This window comes from Pseudomonas beijingensis, assembly GCF_030687295.1.
Taxonomy (GTDB): Bacteria; Pseudomonadota; Gammaproteobacteria; order Pseudomonadales; family Pseudomonadaceae; genus Aquipseudomonas; species Aquipseudomonas beijingensis.
The window spans coordinates 3,238,285-3,256,444 of the sequence record NZ_CP117425.1 but is presented as its reverse complement, the minus strand read 5'-3'; the positions used below and the strand labels follow the sequence as shown (position 1 = coordinate 3,256,444).

At 61.0% G+C, this 18,160-nt stretch carries 16 protein-coding genes; 11 read left to right on the top strand and 5 right to left on the bottom strand.

Going from position 1 to position 18,160, the window contains the following annotated elements:
- The first annotated feature begins 124 nt into the window (after positions 1-124).
- From PSH84_RS14790 to PSH84_RS14780, 3 genes are all read left to right on the top strand, one after another.
- A complete protein-coding gene (locus PSH84_RS14790) occupies positions 125-1,054 on the top strand; it encodes a LysR family transcriptional regulator (RefSeq protein ID WP_109751673.1) in 930 nt (309 codons plus the stop codon).
- Between the two features lie 188 nt (positions 1,055-1,242).
- Positions 1,243-1,644, top strand: a complete 402-nt coding sequence (locus PSH84_RS14785; RefSeq protein ID WP_122568066.1) for a MerR family transcriptional regulator — start codon at positions 1,243-1,245, stop codon at positions 1,642-1,644.
- A gap of 155 nt (positions 1,645-1,799) precedes the next feature.
- On the top strand, positions 1,800-2,699 hold the full coding sequence (locus PSH84_RS14780; RefSeq protein ID WP_122568065.1) for a hydroxymethylglutaryl-CoA lyase: 900 nt from the start codon (positions 1,800-1,802) through the stop codon (positions 2,697-2,699).
- Positions 2,700-3,411: 712 nt separating this feature from the next.
- Here the strand turns inward: PSH84_RS14780 and PSH84_RS14775 are convergent.
- Positions 3,412-5,109, bottom strand: coding sequence for an AMP-binding protein (locus PSH84_RS14775; protein ID WP_305481289.1), 1,698 nt, complete (start codon positions 5,107-5,109; stop codon positions 3,412-3,414).
- A gap of 328 nt (positions 5,110-5,437) precedes the next feature.
- On the opposite strand from PSH84_RS14775, the gene PSH84_RS14770 reads away from it, so the two are divergent.
- The 4 genes from PSH84_RS14770 to PSH84_RS14755 are packed head-to-tail and all read left to right on the top strand — an operon-like array spanning position 5,438 to position 10,998.
- Complete coding sequence (locus PSH84_RS14770; RefSeq protein WP_122568063.1) at positions 5,438-6,601, top strand: isovaleryl-CoA dehydrogenase; 1,164 nt, start codon at positions 5,438-5,440, stop codon at positions 6,599-6,601.
- An 11-nt stretch (positions 6,602-6,612) separates the two neighbouring features.
- Entirely contained in the window at positions 6,613-8,220 is a 1,608-nt protein-coding gene (locus PSH84_RS14765; protein ID WP_305481288.1) for a carboxyl transferase domain-containing protein, read from the top strand.
- Between the two features lie 13 nt (positions 8,221-8,233).
- Positions 8,234-9,049, top strand: a complete 816-nt coding sequence (locus PSH84_RS14760; protein ID WP_122568405.1) for a gamma-carboxygeranoyl-CoA hydratase — start codon at positions 8,234-8,236, stop codon at positions 9,047-9,049.
- Complete coding sequence (locus PSH84_RS14755; RefSeq protein ID WP_122568061.1) at positions 9,049-10,998, top strand: acetyl/propionyl/methylcrotonyl-CoA carboxylase subunit alpha; 1,950 nt, start codon at positions 9,049-9,051, stop codon at positions 10,996-10,998. The genes PSH84_RS14760 and PSH84_RS14755 overlap by 1 nt, the downstream gene beginning before the upstream one ends.
- 29 nt (positions 10,999-11,027) lie before the next feature.
- Here PSH84_RS14755 and PSH84_RS14750 read toward each other — a convergent pair whose 3' ends face one another.
- On the bottom strand, positions 11,028-11,675 hold the full coding sequence (locus tag PSH84_RS14750) for a LexA family protein (RefSeq protein ID WP_305481287.1): 648 nt from the start codon (positions 11,673-11,675) through the stop codon (positions 11,028-11,030).
- 130 nt (positions 11,676-11,805) lie between these two features.
- Between PSH84_RS14750 and PSH84_RS14745 the strand changes: the two genes are divergently transcribed.
- Together PSH84_RS14745 and PSH84_RS14740 are read left to right on the top strand one after the other, a co-directional pair.
- Positions 11,806-12,147, top strand: a complete 342-nt coding sequence (locus PSH84_RS14745) for a DUF6124 family protein (RefSeq protein ID WP_122568059.1) — start codon at positions 11,806-11,808, stop codon at positions 12,145-12,147.
- 494 nt (positions 12,148-12,641) lie between these two features.
- Positions 12,642-13,793: a M14 family metallopeptidase gene (locus PSH84_RS14740; protein ID WP_305481286.1), complete on the top strand. Its 1,152-nt coding sequence runs from the start codon at positions 12,642-12,644 to the stop codon at positions 13,791-13,793.
- Positions 13,794-13,936: 143 nt separating this feature from the next.
- On the opposite strand, the gene PSH84_RS14735 is transcribed toward PSH84_RS14740, so the two are convergent.
- A complete protein-coding gene (locus PSH84_RS14735) occupies positions 13,937-14,473 on the bottom strand; it encodes a cytochrome b (protein ID WP_122568056.1) in 537 nt (178 codons plus the stop codon).
- Positions 14,470-15,552 carry a catalase family peroxidase gene (locus tag PSH84_RS14730; protein ID WP_305470417.1) on the bottom strand — a complete coding sequence of 361 codons (1,083 nt, stop codon included), beginning with the start codon at positions 15,550-15,552 and terminating at the stop codon, positions 14,470-14,472. The genes PSH84_RS14735 and PSH84_RS14730 overlap by 4 nt, the downstream gene beginning before the upstream one ends.
- Positions 15,553-15,720: 168 nt before the next feature.
- Here PSH84_RS14730 and PSH84_RS14725 point away from each other — a divergent pair, with 168 nt between their 5' ends.
- Both PSH84_RS14725 and PSH84_RS14720 read left to right on the top strand, forming a co-directional pair.
- Entirely contained in the window at positions 15,721-16,227 is a 507-nt protein-coding gene (locus PSH84_RS14725) for a sigma-70 family RNA polymerase sigma factor (protein ID WP_122568054.1), read from the top strand.
- Positions 16,224-16,976 carry an anti-sigma factor family protein gene (locus PSH84_RS14720; RefSeq protein WP_305470416.1) on the top strand — a complete coding sequence of 251 codons (753 nt, stop codon included), beginning with the start codon at positions 16,224-16,226 and terminating at the stop codon, positions 16,974-16,976. Before PSH84_RS14725 ends, PSH84_RS14720 begins: the two co-directional genes overlap by 4 nt.
- 147 nt (positions 16,977-17,123) lie before the next feature.
- Here the strand turns inward: PSH84_RS14720 and PSH84_RS14715 are convergent, their stop codons facing one another.
- Complete coding sequence (locus PSH84_RS14715) at positions 17,124-17,960, bottom strand: IclR family transcriptional regulator (protein WP_305470415.1); 837 nt, start codon at positions 17,958-17,960, stop codon at positions 17,124-17,126.
- Positions 17,961-18,160 lie beyond the last annotated feature (200 nt).

Sequence of the window (18,160 nt, the reverse complement as noted above, 5' to 3'; positions counted from 1 at the left end):
CAGCTACGAAAATTTACCTAACCTATTCTCGGCGTGTATTAACATTCATCACCGATATATGTTTCACTGATTCTCATCGCCACCCGGCACCTCACAACAAGCCCAAGAACAAGAGTGCAGCGCCATGAATCTGAGCAAGGTCGACCTCAACCTTTTCATTGTCTTCGATGCGATCTACACCGAAGCCAACCTGACCCGCGCCGGGCAGATCGTCGGCATCACTCAGCCGGCCGTGTCCAATGCCCTGGCGCGTCTGCGCGAGACTTTCAACGACCCGCTCTTCGTGCGCACCGCCCAAGGGATGGTGCCAACGCCCATGGCCCAGAACATCATCGGCCCGGTGCGCAACGCCTTGTCGCTGCTGCGGGTGTCGGTGCAGGAAAGCCGGATCTTCAACCCATTGCAGGCCGTCAAGACCTACCGCATCAGCATGACCGACCTCACCGAAGGCGTGATCCTGCCGCTGCTGTTCCAGCGCCTGCGCCGCCTGGCCCCGACCGTGGCGATCGAGAGTTTCCTGTCCAAGCGCCGTGAAACCACCAAGGAACTGGCCGCCGGCCGCCTCGACTTCGCCGTGGATGCACCGCTCAACACCGACCCGCAGGTGCGCCACGTCAAGTTGATGGAAGATCGCTACGTGTGCGCCATGCGCAAGGGCCATCCGTTGGCAGGCAAGGAAAAGATCAGCCTCGACGATTACCTGGCCCAGACCCATGTGCACATTTCCAGTCGCCGCAACGGGTTGGGTTATGTCGACCTGGCCCTCGGCAAGATGGGCATCCAGCGCAAGATCGCCCTGCGTTCCCAGCATTACCTGATGGCGTCCCAGGTGCTGCAGCAGACCGACATGGTCATGACCGTCCCCGAGCGCTTTGCACGGCGTCACGATTTGCACGCCTTCCTGCTCCCGGTCAACGACGTGCCACCGGTGGAAACCCATCTCTACTGGCACGAAAGCACCGACCAGGACCCGGCCAACCGCTGGATGCGCGAGCAGATGATCGAGCTGTGCCAGCAGGTGACGGCCCATGAGAAAAAGCTCGACACGGTTTAGAAGATCAAAATTGCGGGAGCGAGCTTGCTCGCGATAGCGGTAGGTCTGCTCATATCAATGGCGACTGATCCGACGCTATCGCGAGCAAGCTCGCTCCCACAGGTTTTGTGTGCAATACCTCATTGCTTGACGCGAACGTCAACCTGCCTTTAGCTTAGCGCCAGCCCCTTTCGTTTTCGAGCGCTTCCATGAGCAGCCAGACCTACAGCATCTCCGACCTCGCCCGCGAATTGGATATCACCACACGGGCCATCCGCTTCTATGAAGAACAAGGCCTGTTGAGCCCGGAGCGACGGGGCCAGGAGCGCATTTATTCGCCGCGGGACAAGGTCAGCCTGAAGCTGATCCTGCGCGGCAAGCGCATTGGCTTTTCCCTGGCCGAGTGCCGCGAGTTGATCGAACTCTACGACCCTACCAGCGGCAATCAGAAACAGCTGCACAGCATGCTGGCGAAAATCGCCGAGCGCCGGGAACAGCTCGAACAGCAATTGCTGGACATCGAGCAGATGAAACTGGAACTCGACACCGCCGAAGAACGCTGCATCCAGGCGCTGGAACAGACGATCAAAGGCGAGGAAATCGTCCAGTAACACCCCATGTCCCTTGTGGGAGCGAGCTTGCTCGCGATAGCGATGTAACGGACAACATCAATGTGACTGACATACGGCTATCGCGAGCAAGCTCGCTCCCACAGGGGGCCTCCATCGTTCTCGATACTTTGGCAACTCACCACAGGTCAATCCCCATGTCCCTCCCCTCCTTTGTACGCTTGATCGAAGTCGGCCCCCGCGACGGGCTGCAGAATGAAGCCCAGCCCATCAGCGTCGCCGACAAGGTGCGCCTGGTGGATGCCTTGAGCGCCGCCGGCCTGGGCTATATCGAAGTCGGCAGTTTCGTCTCGCCCAAGTGGGTGCCGCAGATGGCGGGGTCCGCCGAGGTGTTCGCGCAGATCCAGCGCAAGCCCGGCGTGACCTATGGCGCCCTGGCGCCGAACCTGCGGGGGTTTGAAGATGCGCTGGCGGCGGGCGTGAAAGAGGTGGCCGTGTTCGCCGCCGCGTCCGAGGCGTTTTCCCAGCGCAACATCAACTGCTCCATCAAGGACAGCCTGGAGCGCTTTGCGCCGATCATGGCGGCCGCCAAACAGCACGGCGTCAGTGTGCGCGGCTACGTATCCTGCGTGCTGGGCTGCCCGTATGAAGGTGCGGTCAAGCCTGAGCAAGTGGCTTGGGTCGCCCGGGAACTGTACGCGATGGGCTGCTACGAGGTCTCCTTGGGCGACACCATCGGCACGGGCACCGCGGGCGCTACCCGCAGGCTGTTCGAGGTGGTGGGCGCCGAGGTGCCACGGGACAAACTCGCCGGACATTTCCACGACACCTACGGCCAGGCCATGGCCAACGTCTACGCCAGCCTGCTGGAAGGCATCGCGGTGTTCGACAGCTCCATCGCCGGCCTCGGCGGCTGCCCATATGCCAAGGGCGCCAGCGGTAACGTCGCCACCGAAGACGTGCTGTACCTGCTCGATGGGTTGGGTATCGAAACCGGTGTCGACCTGGACGCACTGATCGCCGCGGGCCGGCAGATTTGTGATGTGCTCGGCCGCCCTACGGGTTCGCGCGTGGCCAAGGCCCGCAACGCACAGTGAGGTGTTACCGCCGGCTTTGTAACAGCGACGAAACGAGTAACACGGAAACAATTTGTCAGGTTTGGCCTGACATATTTTTCAGACGAAAATCACAACATATTGATTTATATGGATTTTTAAAAGTTGGCACGCCACCTGCTATATCTCTGGCATAACAAGAATAAAAAAACGCAGCAAACCCAATAAAAACAAGACGAAACGACTCTGACATAACAAAAACAACACGGCAGAGACGCAGCTAACAGATTTTTTTGGAGAAGATGGGCTTTTCAGGGTGCTTTCAGGAGCAACCCGCAACCGGGCAGAGAATAATAAAACTACCTTCAGGTAGCGCCCGAATCGGTTGGATCGCAAAGCGAAAAAGCAGATCAGCGCTCAAAAAAATACGTTTGCTCTTGATCCCGGATGGGGATCGCCAAAAACAGCGGTAAAGGGCCACGGCTACCAAAAACAACAACAGGCCGCCCCTCAATAATAAAAAAGAGCACGCGACGACAAAATTAAAGGGGAGCTTCGGCTCCCCTTTGTGCTGTCTGGGGTTTGGGTTTTTCGTGTGGGAGCGAGCTCCCACATTGGATCTTCAACAGACACAACCTCATGTGCACCGCAAAACCTGTGGGAGCGAGCTTGCTCGCGATGAGGCCGGCACATCCAATATCACCGCAAACTGACCCACCGCTTTCGCGAGCAAGCCCGCTCCCACCTATCTACCTCAGCTTTCGCTATCGCGCAGTTCTTCGATGCTGATCTCGCGCATACGGAATTTCTGGATCTTGCCGGTGACCGTCATGGGGAATTCTTCGACGAATTTGAAATGACGTGGCGTCTTGAAGTGGGCGATGCGCGCCTTGCACCAGGCTTGCAGTTCTTGCTCGGTGGCGCTGTGGCCGGGATGGAACTTGATCCACGCCACGATTTCTTCGCCATAGCGTGAACACGGGATGCCGATCACTTGCACGTCCGCCACCGCCGGGTGGGTGAAGAAAAACTCCTCCAGCTCGCGCGGGTAAATATTCTCCCCACCACGGATGATCATGTCCTTGTTGCGCCCGACGATGCGGACGTAGCCCTGTTCGTCCATGGTTGCCAGGTCGCCGGTGTGCATCCAGCCATCCGCGTCGATGGCATCGGCGGTGCCCTTGGGATTGTTCCAGTAACCGAGCATCACGCTGTAGCCGCGGGTACACAATTCGCCGACGGCGCCACGTGGAAGGAGATTGCCAGCCTCATCGATAATCTTGCTTTCCAGTTGCGGCTGGGTGCGGCCGACAGTGGTCACACGCAGCTCCAGTTCATCTGAAGGACCGGTCTGCAACGACACCGGGCTGGTTTCCGTCATGCCGTAGGCAATCTGCACTTCGGCCATGTGCATTTCGTTGATAACCCGCCGCATCACTTCGATGGGACATGTCGCCCCGGCCATGATGCCCGTGCGCAGGCTGGACAGGTCGAAGTCACCCCGCTGCGGCTGGTCCAGCAGGGCGATGAACATGGTGGGCACGCCATACAGCGCAGTAGCTTTTTCCTCGGCCACGGCCTTGAGCGTCAGCAACGGGTCGAAGGCATCGTTGGGGTAGATCATGGTGCTGCCATGGGTCATGCAGCCCAGGTTACCCATGACCATGCCAAAGCAATGGTAGAGCGGCACCGGGATCACCAGCCGGTCGCCAGCTGTCAGGCCAAGGCTTTCGCCCACCATGTAACCGTTGTTGAGAATGTTGTGATGGCTGAGGGTTGCGCCCTTGGGGAAGCCGGTGGTGCCGGAGGTGTACTGGATATTCACCGGCTCATCGAAGTGAAGACTGGATTGGCGCTCGGCCAGTTGTCCAGGCGTCACCGCCGCCCCCAGTGCGGCCAGTTGCGACCAGGGCAGAAAGCCTGACGGCGGTTGGGCATCGAGGCTGATCACGCCGCGTAAATCCGGCAAGCGCTCGCTCTGCAGGTGGCCGATCGATTGCTCTCCCAGCTCCGGCGCCAGCGCTTGCAACATGGCGTGATAATCCGAGGTCTTGAACGCGCCGGCGCATACCAGCCATTGGCATCCAGATTGTTTGAGCACGTATTCGAGTTCAGAAACGCGATAGGCCGGATTGATGTTGACCAGAATCACGCCGATCTTCGCACTGGCGAACTGGCTGATGCACCACTGGGCGCAATTGGGCGCCCACACGCCGAGGCGGTCGCCGGTTTTCAAGCCCAGCGCCAACAACGCCCTGGCGTGCAGATCGACGGCCTCGGCCAGTTGCTGCCAGGTGTAACGCAGCGATTGATGGCGAACCACCAACGCCTCGCCCTCTGGATAACAGGCCACCGTCTGGTCGAAAACCTCGCCGATGGTTTGGGCCAGTAAAGCCTTGTCCTGCGAACCTTGGGTGTAGCTGAGTTGCGAATGCGAACCGGATTGATCCATGACGCCCCCTCTTATCTTTATTAGTGGGTTGCTACGCTTGGAGATGAACCTATAGCGTTAAAGCTTGCCAGCAACCTGTGGGAGCAAAGCTTGCTCGCGACGAAAACACCCCGGCCTATCTTTCGGAGACCGTGTCTCGTTCATCGCGAGCAAGCTTTGCTCCCACATCGGGCATGACTCTTCGCCGCCAGTGCCTGACTTACTCTGGCTCAAGTTGACGTTAACGTAAAGGGCGATTGACAGCTTCTCATCGCAGGCTTACGTTAACGTAAAGGTGAGAGCCATTCCCCCACTCTCCACACCCGATAAAAAAAGCCAAAGGTGTCCCATGAGCTACCCATCCCTGAACTTTGCCCTCGGCGAAACCATCGACATGTTGCGCGACCAGGTGCAGGCCTTCGTCAAGGCCGAACTGGCGCCCCGCGCGGCGCAGATCGATATCGACAACCTGTTTCCCGCCGACATGTGGCGCAAGTTCGGTGACATGGGCCTGCTGGGCATCACCGTACCGGAAGAATATGGCGGCGCTGGCCTGGGCTACTTGGCCCACGTGGTGGCGATGGAAGAAATCAGCCGTGGCTCGGCCTCGGTCGCCCTCTCCTACGGAGCCCACTCCAACCTCTGCGTGAACCAGATCAACCGCAACGGCAATCACGAACAGAAAACCAAGTACCTGCCCAAGCTGATCAGCGGCGAACACATCGGTGCCCTGGCGATGAGCGAACCAAACGCCGGCTCCGACGTGGTGTCGATGAAACTGCGGGCCGACAAGCGCGGCGACCGTTACGTGCTCAACGGCAGCAAGACCTGGATCACCAACGGTCCCGATGCCAACACCTACGTGATCTACGCCAAGACCGACCTGGAAAAAGGCCCTCACGGCATCACCGCCTTCATCGTCGAGCGCGACTGGAAAGGCTTCAGCCGCAGCAACAAGTTCGACAAGCTCGGCATGCGTGGCTCCAATACCTGCGAGCTGTTTTTCGATGACGTCGAAGTGCCGGAAGACAACATCCTCGGCGCGCTCAACGGTGGCGTGAAAGTCCTGATGAGCGGCCTCGACTACGAACGCGTGGTGCTGTCCGGTGGCCCGACCGGGATCATGCAGGCTTGCATGGACTTGATCGTGCCCTACATCCACGACCGCAAACAATTCGGCCAGAGCATCGGCGAATTCCAGCTGATCCAGGGCAAGGTCGCGGACATGTACACCCAACTCAACGCCAGCCGCGCCTACCTGTATGCGGTGGCCCAGGCTTGCGAGCGCGGCGAAACCACCCGCAAGGACGCCGCCGGGGTGATCCTCTACAGCGCCGAACGCGCCACGCAAATGGCCCTCGACGCGATCCAGATCCTGGGGGGCAATGGCTACATCAATGAATTCCCCGCCGGTCGTCTGCTGCGAGACGCCAAGCTGTACGAAATCGGTGCTGGCACCAGTGAGATTCGTCGGATGTTGATCGGCCGCGAACTGTTCAACGAAACCCGCTAACGGAGCTGACCATGACCACGCTGCACACTCAGCTCAACCCACGCTCGCCGGAGTTCATCGCCAACCGCGATGCCATGCTCGGACCCGTCGAGGCCCTGCGCAGCCTGCTCGCGCAAATCCGCCAGGGCGGCGGTCCCAAGGCCCAGGAACGGCACACCTCACGGGGCAAGTTGCTGCCCCGTGACCGCATCAACAGGCTGCTGGATCCGGGCTCGCCGTTTTTGGAAATCAGCCCGCTGGCAGCCCACGAAGTCTATGGCGAAGACGTGCCGGCGGCCGGCGTGATTGCGGGTATCGGCCGCGTGGAAGGCGTCGAATGCATGATTGTCGCCAACGACGCGACGGTAAAAGGCGGCTCCTATTATCCGCTGACGGTGAAAAAACACCTGCGCGCCCAAACCATCGCCCAGCAGAATCGCCTGCCGTGCATCTACCTGGTGGATTCCGGCGGCGCCAACCTGCCGCGTCAGGATGAAGTCTTCCCAGACCGCGAGCACTTCGGTCGGATCTTCTTCAACCAGGCCAACATGAGTGCCCAGGGCATCCCGCAGATTGCGGTGGTCATGGGTTCCTGCACCGCCGGTGGCGCCTATGTGCCGGCCATGGCGGACGAGGCGATCATGGTCCGTCAGCAGGCAACGATTTTCCTCGCCGGCCCACCGTTGGTGAAAGCCGCCACTGGCGAGGTGGTCAGTGCCGAAGACCTGGGCGGTGCCGATGTGCACTGCAAGATCTCCGGTGTGGCGGATCACTATGCCGACAGCGACGAACATGCCCTGGCCCTGGCCCGACGCAGCGTGGCCAACCTCAACTGGCGCAAACTCGGTGAGTTGCAGCAACGCCACCCCATCGCCCCACTGTATTCAAGCGATGAGCTGTACGGCGTGGTGTCGGCCGATGCCAAGCAGCCCTTCGATGTGCGGGAGGTGATCGCGCGCCTGGTGGACGGTTCAGTGTTCGATGAATTCAAGGCGCTGTTCGGCACGACCCTGGTCTGCGGTTTCGCGCATTTGCACGGCTACCCGGTCGCGATCCTGGCCAACAATGGCATCCTCTTCGCCGAGGCCGCGCAGAAAGGCGCGCACTTCATCGAACTGGCCTGTCAGCGGGGCATTCCCCTGCTGTTCTTGCAGAACATCACCGGCTTCATGGTCGGACAGAAATACGAAGCCGGCGGCATCGCCAAACATGGCGCAAAACTGGTGACCGCCGTGGCCTGCGCCAAGGTGCCGAAATTCACCGTGATCATTGGTGGCAGTTTCGGTGCGGGTAACTACGGTATGTGCGGCCGCGCCTACGATCCGCGGTTCCTGTGGATGTGGCCGAACGCGCGGATTGGCGTGATGGGCGCCGAACAGGCGGCCGGCGTGCTGGTGCAGGTCAAGCGTGAACAGGCCGAACGCAGTGGCCACCCCTTCAGCGCCGAGCAGGAAGCCGAGATCGAGCAACCGATCCTCGATCAGTACGAAGAACAGGGTCACCCCTATTATTCCAGCGCACGGCTGTGGGACGACGGTGTCATCGACCCGGCCCAGACTCGCGACGTACTGGGCCTGGCCTTGTCCGCGTCACTGAACGCGCCTATCGAACCGAGCCGCTTCGGCGTGTTCCGGATGTAAACGGGGAATGTCCATGGATAATTTCAACACCCTCGAACTGCACACCGACCCACGGGGCGTTGCCACCCTGTGGCTCAGCCGCGAGTCGAAAAACAACGCGTTCAACGCCGAAATGATCCGCGAACTGATCCTCGCCCTGGACCAGGTCGGCAGCGATCCAAACCTGCGCTTTCTGCTGATCCGCGGTCGCGGCAAGCATTTCAGCGCCGGTGCCGACCTGGCCTGGATGCAGCAATCGGCCGAGCTCGACTACCACACCAACCTCGATGATGCCCGGGAACTGGCGGAGCTGATGTACAACCTCGCCAAACTGAAAATTCCTACGCTGGCCGTCGTCCAGGGGGCGGCGTTTGGTGGCGCGCTGGGGCTTATCAGTGCTTGCGACATGGCCATTGGCGCCGATGAAGCACAGTTCTGTCTGTCGGAAGTGCGCATTGGCCTGGCGCCGGCAGTGATCAGCCCGTTCGTAGTGCAAGCCATCGGCGAGCGGGCGGCGCGGCGTTATGCGCTGACGGCGGAACGCTTCGACGGGCAGCGTGCGAAAGAAATCGGTTTGCTGTCGGAAAGTTACCCGGCCGAGACCCTGGACCAGCAGGTCGAACAGTGGATCGACAACCTGTTGCTCAACAGCCCGGCGGCCATGCGCGCCAGCAAGGAACTGCTGCGTGAAGTCGGCAACGGTGCCCTGACCCCGGCGCTGCGACGCTACACCGAAAACGCCATCGCCCGCATCCGCGTCAGCCCGGAGGGCCAGGAAGGCTTGCGGGCCTTCCTGCAAAAACGCGCGCCGAACTGGCAAGCCGAATCGAACAATAAGGAGCCGCGTTGATGAGCGCCCCTGCCCTCACCACATTGCTGGTGGCCAACCGTGGCGAAATCGCCTGCCGTGTAATGCGCACCGCCAAGGCCATGGGCCTGACCACCGTTGCCGTACACAGCGCCACCGACTGTGATGCACGCCACAGCCGCGAAGCCGACATTCGCGTCGACCTGGGCGGCAGCAAGGCCGCCGACAGCTACCTGCAAATCGAAAAATTGATCGCCGCAGCTAAAGCCAGCGGCGCCCAAGCCATCCACCCCGGTTATGGCTTCCTGTCCGAGAACGCCGGGTTCGCCAGGGCGATTGAAGACGCCGGACTGATCTTCCTCGGCCCGCCGGCCTCGGCCATCGACGCCATGGGCAGCAAATCGGCGGCCAAAACGCTGATGGAAACCGCCGGCGTGCCCCTGGTACCCGGTTATCACGGCGAAGCCCAGGACCTGGAGACCTTTCGCGACGCTGCCGAGCGCATCGGCTACCCGGTGTTGCTCAAGGCCACCGCTGGCGGTGGCGGCAAGGGCATGAAAGTCGTCGAGGACGTCAGCCAACTGGCCGAAGCCCTGGCCTCGGCCCAGCGCGAAGCACAGTCCTCATTCGGCGACTCACGGATGCTGGTGGAAAAATACCTGCTCAAGCCGCGCCATGTGGAAATCCAGGTATTTGCCGACCAACAGGGCAACTGCCTGTACCTCAACGAGCGCGATTGCTCGATCCAGCGGCGCCACCAGAAAGTCGTGGAAGAAGCCCCCGCCCCCGGCCTGACCCCGCAATTGCGCCGGGCCATGGGTGAAGCCGCCGTGCGCGCGGCCCAGGCGATCGGTTATGTCGGGGCCGGTACGGTGGAGTTCCTGCTGGATGCCCGGGGCGAGTTTTTCTTCATGGAAATGAATACTCGGCTGCAGGTCGAGCATCCGGTCACCGAAGCGATCACCGGGCTGGACCTGGTGGCCTGGCAGATCCGCGTCGCCCAAGGCGAGCCATTGCCGATCACCCAAGCGCAAGTGCCGCTGCTCGGTCACGCCATCGAGGTGCGGCTGTATGCCGAAGACCCGGTCAACGATTTCCTGCCGGCCACCGGGCGCCTGGCGTTGTATCGCGAATCCGCCGAGGGGCCGGGTCGGCGAGTCGACAGCGGGGTTGCAGAAGGCGATGAAATCTCGCCGTTCTACGACCCGATGCTCGGCAAGCTGATTGCCTGGGGCGAAGACCGTGAACAGGCGCGCTTGCGGCTGTTAAGCATGCTCGACGAATTTGCCATTGGCGGGCTGAAAACCAATATCGGGTTCCTGCGCCGGATCGTCGCCCATCCCGCCTTCGCGGCGGCAGAGCTGGACACCGGATTTATCCCACGTTACCAGGCGCAATTACTGCCAGAGCCTGGCGAATTGGATGACGCGTTCTGGTTCGCCGCCGCCCAGGGATTCGCCTTGAGCCTGACGCCACGTGCGCGCTGCGACGATACTGGCTCTCCTTGGGCCAGCACCACCGGGTTACGCCTGGGGCTGCCCAGGGAAACCACCTTGCACCTGAGCTGCGAAGGCCAGGATCGTGCGCTGACGCTGGACGTTAGCGCCCATTGCGCGGAACTCAAGGGCGAGCAGCTAGTGATCGAACACCACGGCCTGCGCCGCAGCCATCGGGCCATTCGCCAGGGCGACAGCCTGTACTTGCAATGGGAAGGAGACCTGCACCGGATCGACCTGTATGACCCGCTGGCCGCCGCCGAAGCCAGCCACAGCCATCAAGGCGGCCTGGCCGCGCCCATGAACGGCAGCATCGTGCGGGTATTGGTGAGTGTTGGCCAGACGGTGGAGGCCGGGGCTCAACTGGTGGTACTGGAGGCCATGAAAATGGAGCACAGCATTCGTGCGCCCCAGGCCGGTGTGATCAAGGCGCTGTATTGCCAGGAAGGCGAAATGGTCAGCGAGGGCAGTGCCCTGGTGGCGTTCGAAGAATAGGAATCGGCCCGCTCCCAGGGCCGATCCAGTCAGAACCTGATGGTGGCCTGCACCACCACACCGATGATGCGGCATTGTTCGGTGTACAGGTTTTTCGGGTAAGTCGGATTGAGCGGAACCAGGTAACGCTGCCCGCTCTCTTCGATCAATTTGCGAAAGGTCGCGTCACTGCTGCCGGGCAGGCAGGCAACCACCAGTTTGCCGGGCACCGCCTCGATGGCCGGATCCACCAGGATCGACATGCCCTCGGGAATACTCAACCCACTGGGTGCGGTCATCGCGTCGCCCATCACTACCAGCCAGAACGCGGCTCCCAGGGCGTGGTAGTCCGTCAGTTCGTAGCGCGCCCGGCTGTAGGCATCAGGATCACCTTCGCGAACCTCGCCCACCTCGTGCCACTCACTGACCGGGTAACGGAAGTACGGGTTGTACTTCTGCGCCAGGGCCATGCCTTCTTCGGTGGAGGTGTCCGGCTCGCGGATCACCATCGCCACTTCCAGAAACTCCAGCCCCAACTCCCGCAGGACCCGGTTCATGTCTTCGACACTGGGCTGCCGGCGCTTGGTCAGCCAATGGCCAACGCCGCCCTGGGACATGCCCAACCGCTCTGCGAGCACCACTTGCGTGATGTGCAGCTCCTTCATCTTGGCCTTGACCAACTCTATCCATTTATCCATGTGCGGCACGATACGTGGGTGACCCCGACCCTCAAAACACAAATTGTAGTATTTAATTTGTCGTCACAATTACGGTAAGTACTATTCTGGATTCAGGAGTTCAGCCCCTCACACGGAGATTTTTATCACCATGGACACACCCAATACAGACCAACCCCGCAGCCCTTTCGACGGCACATTCCCGCCACTGCAGGATTGCCCGGCAGCCAAACGTGCCCTCGATTACTACTTGAAACCAGCTGTTTCGCCAGCCCAGGCAGAACATCGCTTCTTCGAGGTCAGCCACAGCGTCAGCGCGGAAGAAGCCCTCGTCCACGCATGCGACCTGCTGCGTTGTGCAGCGGCGACCGCCCATGAGTCGGCCAACCAGTTGGATGGTTCGAGCCGTGACCTGGCGTTTTCGGTGGTGCACATGATCGATCTGGTCAAGGTGATGCTTGACCGATCTCTGGATGGCTACCCTACTCGCTAGCGGTAACCCTTGGGAATGTCGTCGCGAATGCGGACGACGAGAAAAAATTTCCAATCGATACGATCAAATCATTTGACTTCCAAATGATAATGATTATTATTGCATCAGCTGGTCGCGAGATCAGTCGATAGACCAGAAGACCTTAGGTCGGACTTCTGGAATATCTCCTCATCAGGCTAATCACGGTTTTTGACCCGGCTTTTTGCCGGGTCTTTTTTTGCCGATTTTTCGGCTTATGTCTTCAGGCTAATGAAGTCTTTTTGGGTGCTGCCAATTCGATGGCGGCGATCATAGCAAATGACTATCCGTTTACAAGCATCCCCCGCCCCACAGGCGAAAACTATCGACAACCAGCACTTGAGAATCAATTGCAGACTCTCTAAGCTGGCCCGGCGTCCAGGGAGGACGCCCCCCTCGTTTACGTGACGTAAATCGTCCCGGTTTTCCCTTTCTTGCGTGTAAAGTAACGGCCATGAAAATCCTTTCCAGGAACCGTGACCGTGGCTAAATCTTCCTTTGATATCAGTGCCAATTTCGACAGCGGCAACATCGAGGTCGTCGACATCAGCAACCCGTTGCAGTCGTTGCTCAAGATCCGGCCCGATACCCGCAGCGCCCATTTCCAGTGGTTCCACTTCAAGGCCAGCGGTTTGCACGTCGGCCAGGAGTATTCCTTCCGCCTGCTCAACGCCAGTCAATCGTCTTACAACAAGGCCTGGACGGGCTACCAAACCGTCGCCTCCTACGATCACGTCAATTGGTTCCGCATTCCGACTCAGTTTGAAGGCGACGCCCTGCGCTTTCATCTGGAGGCTGAACAACCCCATGCCTGGTTCGCCTACTTCGAACCTTACAGCCGTGGGCGTCATGACTGGCTGATCGAACAAGCGCAACACAAGGCCGGCATCGAACTAGTGGCCGTTGGTAAAAGCGTGGAAGGCCGTGACATTCAACTGCTGCGCAAAGGCAACGGTGCCGAAGGCCGGCGCAAAATCTGGATCATCGCCCAGCAGCACCCCGGCGAGCACATGGCCGAGTGGTTCATGGAAGGCGTGATCGAACGCCTCCAGCAGCATGGCGATGCGCAACTGAACCGGTTGCTCGCCAAGGCCGATCTGTACCTGGTGCCGAACATGAACCCGGACGGTGCGTTCCACGGGCACCTGCGTACCAACGCCATGGGCCAGGACCTCAACCGCGCTTGGCAGAACGCCAGTCCGGAAATCAGCCCCGAAGTCTTTTTCGTACAGCAGCAAATGGAAAAGTACGGCGTCGACCTGTTCCTCGACGCTCACGGCGATGAGGAAATCCCCCACGTATTCACCGCCGGTTGCGAAGGCAACCCGGGCTACACGCCGCGCATCGCCGAGCTCGAAGAGCGCTTGCGTAGCCACCTCAAGCACCAGACCAAAGACTTCCAGACCGCTCACGGCTACACCCGCGACGAACCGGGCCAGGCCAACATGACCCTGGCCTGTAACGCGGTCGGGCAGAAATATGACTGCCTGTCCCTGACCCTGGAAATGCCGTTCAAGGACCACAACGATCACCCGAACCCGATCACCGGTTGGTCCGGCAAACGCTCGATGCAACTGGGCAAGGATGTGTTGAGCACCATCGAGGCCATGGTCGACGAGTTGCGCTGATCCAACGACCTGATCAACCCCTGTCCAAGGCGCCCCCCCTGGGTGGGAACAATGTGGGAGCAAAGCTTGCTCGCGATATAGGCAGTGAGGTCTTTCTGAAACCGAGTCGCCTGTGTCGCGAGCAAGCTTTGCTCCCACAATCATCAGCCCTTGCCGCGCAACATACTGTCCAACACCTCATCCCGGCGCACCCACGCGTGAAACAACGCCGCCGCCAGATGCACCAGCACGGTCAGGAACAACAGGTAAGCCAGGTACCCGTGGGCCTTGCGCAGCAGGGCGAACGTCTGTGCGTGCGCTGGCAGGATCGACGGCAGTTGCAGCCAGTCGCCAAGCATCACAGGATCCCCCGCCGCCGAAATCATACCCCAGCCCAACAGTGGCAGAACCAGCATCAAGGCGTACAACAGCACATGGGAGGCGTTTGCCGCCAGCACTTGCCAGCCCGGCAGATCGGCCGGCAGCGGCGGTTGACGGGTAGTAAAACGCACCACCAGGCGCACGATCACCAGCAGCAAAATCGCGATGCCCAACGGTTTGTGCAACTGCAGCAGCCATTCATGGCGTTCGGACACCGAAGCGACCATGCCGGCGCCGATAAACAGCATGGCGATGATCATCAATGCCATCAGCCAGTGCAGCAGCCGAGCCAGCGGTGCGAAGTGACGAGGGGCGCTCATGGGCGAGACTCCTGGGTGGCGGGCAATTGATTCACTTCACTGGTACGGCGCAGATAGGAACTGGCATAAGCAGCGGAACGCGCAACCAACAACGGATCGTCAGAACCTTCGATCCCTTGGGGCAGGATCAGCGGGTCATAGTTGATGTCGCGGCATTCGCCGTTGTCCTGCGCCTGGGTGCGCTCCAGCACCAGCGTGCCGGCGTTGAGCACCTTGCGGTCAGCGGGCCAGGCCTTACTGGCGTCATTCACCGGGTCACCCGGGTTGGCCAGGGTGATGTTCAGTTGCCAGCGCAACGGCCCGGCGGCGAGACGCTTCGCCAAGTCTTGCTCAAGGAAGTCGGCGCCCTGGGGTGGCGTCGCATCGGCAGCGTCCTGGCTCAGCGGCACCACACCCCAGCGCACGGCCTGGCGCTGTCCGGCAGGGTTGACCAGATAGAAGGCATTAATGCCGTTGTAGGTTTCGGTGGCGTAACTGACCGACGGCTTGGCGGTCTTGATCCACTGCAGGAACGGCACCGCCTCGGGGTGCGCGGCAAAGAACGCCGGTACCGCCGCTGGATTCGGTTTTCCTGTGGCAGGGTCCGGCGACTGGGCTTGCTGGAGTTGGTAGAAGGCTTCGGGCGTGCCCACTGGAAACACGGGCATGCTGTTCATGCCGGTGCGCCATTGCTGGCCGTTGGCCTGGGTAAAGCGCAGCGCCAGGCTGCGAATCGGCACACTGCCGTCCGGTGCATAAGGGTTGCCGCTGGGCAAGGCAAAACGCCCAACCACTGGCGTTTGCGGCTGCGAGAACACCTGGGCGCTGGAATAGGCGCTCGCCTCGCCCGTGCTTTGGAAATAGCCCGCGACGCAGACCCCTTTTGAATGGTTGCGTCGAAAGCCCGGGTGAACGCCGTTGTTTTTTTCCAGGACATTGACCAGCGCCGCCGGTGTCAGGCGCTGTGGGTCAAGGCTGCCATTGACGTAGGCAAACGCCCCGGCCAGCGCGGCAACAATCACGGCGATGCCGCTCAGGCGCAGTGTCAGGGCGGCGGCACTCAAGGGCGGCCGGCTCGACGAGGGTGAAGGATCAACCATGAGAAAGCTCCAGGGCTCGAGGCCATTCGTTGGAAAGTACCCGTCAGACGAAGGCCTGGCAGCTTTATTCCCACGCCTCGTATTTATTTTTCCTGCACTGGAATAATCTCGTTCGTGGGGCGTCTTTCCAGTCCCGACGCAGTGACTGCCCACAGAAGCCACACTTTCATGAACGCACTCGACGAACAGTTGCGCGAACTCATTCCCAGGCTACGGCGTTTTGCCGTGTCGCTGACGCGCAACCCGAGCAACGCCGACGACCTGGTGCAGATGTGCCTGGAACGGGCGTTGTCGAAATGGAACGACAAGCGCCCGGACGGCGATCTGCGGGCCTGGCTGTTTTCGATCCTGTATCGACAGTTTCTCGACAGCCATCGCCGCTCCCGCCGGTATGCGCGCATGCTGGAATTTTTCACCGGCCGCGACGATGCCCACCCTTCGGCCGAGCGCAGTGTGATCGCGCAATCGTCCTTGCAGGCCTTCGATCAGCTCACGACGGAACAGCGCGCACTGTTGCTCTGGGTGTCGGTGGAAGGCCTGAGCTACCAGCAAGTCGCCGATATCCTCGGCGTACCGACCGGCACGGTGATGTCCCGCCTGTCCCGCGCCCGCCAGGCCCTACGCCAACTCAGCGAGGGCGAAATCACCCGCCCCACCCTGCGGATACTCAAATGATCAGCATGCCCCCCAGCGACAGCGACCTGCACGCCTATGTCGATCGCCAACTGAGCGAGGCCGACCGGCGCCTGGTCGAGACCTACCTGGCCAACCAGCCTGACGTCGCCGCCCGGGTCCGGGCCTGGCAACAGGATGCGCAGCACCTGCGCACGGCCCTGAGCGGTGGCTTGCAACAGCCGCACAACCCGGAGCTCGACCCGGCCATGATTCGCCAGCGCCTGAAACATCGCTCCCGTCGCCACCTGGCCAGCGCCGCGGTGTTGCTGCTGGCCGTCAGTGTGGGTGGCTTCGGCGGCTGGCAGGCGCGGCAAATGACCCTGCTCAGCGCCGCCGCGCCCATGACCGATGCCCTGCAGGCGTACCGATTGATTGCCCAGCAGGGCATCCTTCCAGCCGATTACCAAGCTGGCGACGAGCGGCACATGCAAGATTGGCTCGACCGCTACTTCACCCAGGCCGACCGGCTGCCCGACCTGTCCAGCGCGGGCTTCAAGCCGGTCAGCGGGCGCTTGCTCAGCACCGAACAAGGCGCGGCGGCGATGGTGGTCTACCAGGATCCGAGCGGTCAGAAAATCAGCTTCTATGTGCGTCCACCCGGCCCGAAAAACTTCCTGCTGCCCCGGGGCAGTCGCCGCGATGGGGAACTGCAGGCCGAGTACTGGTCCGGGCCGGGCTACAACTATGCGATGGTCATCCCCAGTGATACGCCGGCGGCGCAGCGGCTCAAGCAGACCCTGAACTTCTGATCACCGTCCTCCCTTGTGCCCCCCCCTTGTGGGAGCGAGCTTGCTCGCGATAGCGGTGTATCAGTCGACATCATTTCTAACTGAACCACCGCTATCGCGAGCAAGCTCGCTCCCACAGGGGAGATGGGCTACCCCTAGGGAGTGTATTCAGCCCTGCCCAAACACCTGCGAAGGCCTGCGCAGCAACGGATCGAACGGGTTGATCCGCGGCCCGATCAGGGCCGCTTCGCGCTTGAGCATGTCCACCACCGTCGGCAGTCGATCTGGCCCCAACCGGTCGCTCACGGTTGCCACGCTCAAGGCGGCCACGGCCCGGCCATCACGGTCGAGGATCGGCACGGCCACCCCGGCCATGCCCTGCAATACACCGGTGTTGCGCCCGGCGTAACCCAGCGTGCGCACGTTCTCCACTTCCGAACGCAGGAAAACTTCGTCGTACAAATGGAAATCCTTGAGCCGCGGCAGGTTGTATTGAATCACCGTGTCGCGCTCTTCTTCCGGCAGAAACGCCAGGATCGCCAGGCTGCCCTGCCCCACGCCCAACGCCACGCGGCCACCAATGTCGCCGGTGAACGTGCGGATCGGAAACGGCCCCTCGCTGCGATCCAGGCAAATGGCATCGAAACCACTGCGGGCGAGCAAAAACAGCGAGTCGCCCAAGGACGCCGACAACCGCAGCATGGCCGGGCGCACCAGTTCGCGCAGGTTGCCGGTGTTGCCGGCGCGGGCCGCCAGGGCGAAAAACTCCAGGCTCAGGCGATAGCGCTTGCTGCGTGCGTCCTGCTCAACCATGCCCTCGTCCATCAGGCTGCGCAGCAAGCGATGCGTGGTGGGCTGGGACAGGCCGATGCGCAGGGCCAATTGCGTCACCCGCTCACCGCCTTCGACGGTGTCACCCAGGCTGCGCAACACGGCAAATAGTCGGGAGACCGCACCGACACCTACCTCGCCCTTCTCATTATTCCGATCAGTGGAATCAATCATGCTGTTTCTCATCATTTAATTTATTCACTGAATGAAATTGAAAATAGTCTTCGCTTCAGTGAAATAGTTCATTGAGCCCATCCTATTCTTCGTCCTACTCTTCGTCCAGACAGGGGCGATTCGAACAACAGCGGCAGCCGACTTGAGGTCGAGCGCCAACGCACCCCAGCAGCACCCTTTCGTATCTGCCCATACAAAAA

Bases quoted from the DNA above. Each gene is read 5' to 3' on its own strand.
- PSH84_RS14790 (WP_109751673.1), top strand. From the start codon at position 125: ATGAATCTGAGCAAGGTCGACCTCAACCTTTTCATTGTCTTCGATGCG.
- PSH84_RS14785 (WP_122568066.1), top strand. From the start codon at position 1,243: ATGAGCAGCCAGACCTACAGCATCTCCGACCTCGCCCGCGAATTGGAT.
- PSH84_RS14780 (WP_122568065.1), top strand. From the start codon at position 1,800: ATGTCCCTCCCCTCCTTTGTACGCTTGATCGAAGTCGGCCCCCGCGAC.
- PSH84_RS14775 (WP_305481289.1), bottom strand. From the start codon at position 5,109: ATGGATCAATCCGGTTCGCATTCGCAACTCAGCTACACCCAAGGTTCG.
- PSH84_RS14770 (WP_122568063.1), top strand. From the start codon at position 5,438: ATGAGCTACCCATCCCTGAACTTTGCCCTCGGCGAAACCATCGACATG.
- PSH84_RS14765 (WP_305481288.1), top strand. From the start codon at position 6,613: ATGACCACGCTGCACACTCAGCTCAACCCACGCTCGCCGGAGTTCATC.
- PSH84_RS14760 (WP_122568405.1), top strand. From the start codon at position 8,234: ATGGATAATTTCAACACCCTCGAACTGCACACCGACCCACGGGGCGTT.
- PSH84_RS14755 (WP_122568061.1), top strand. From the start codon at position 9,049: ATGAGCGCCCCTGCCCTCACCACATTGCTGGTGGCCAACCGTGGCGAA.
- PSH84_RS14750 (WP_305481287.1), bottom strand. From the start codon at position 11,675: ATGGATAAATGGATAGAGTTGGTCAAGGCCAAGATGAAGGAGCTGCAC.
- PSH84_RS14745 (WP_122568059.1), top strand. From the start codon at position 11,806: ATGGACACACCCAATACAGACCAACCCCGCAGCCCTTTCGACGGCACA.
- PSH84_RS14735 (WP_122568056.1), bottom strand. From the start codon at position 14,473: ATGAGCGCCCCTCGTCACTTCGCACCGCTGGCTCGGCTGCTGCACTGG.
- PSH84_RS14730 (WP_305470417.1), bottom strand. From the start codon at position 15,552: ATGGTTGATCCTTCACCCTCGTCGAGCCGGCCGCCCTTGAGTGCCGCC.
- PSH84_RS14725 (WP_122568054.1), top strand. From the start codon at position 15,721: ATGAACGCACTCGACGAACAGTTGCGCGAACTCATTCCCAGGCTACGG.
- PSH84_RS14720 (WP_305470416.1), top strand. From the start codon at position 16,224: ATGATCAGCATGCCCCCCAGCGACAGCGACCTGCACGCCTATGTCGAT.
- PSH84_RS14715 (WP_305470415.1), bottom strand. From the start codon at position 17,960: ATGATTGATTCCACTGATCGGAATAATGAGAAGGGCGAGGTAGGTGTC.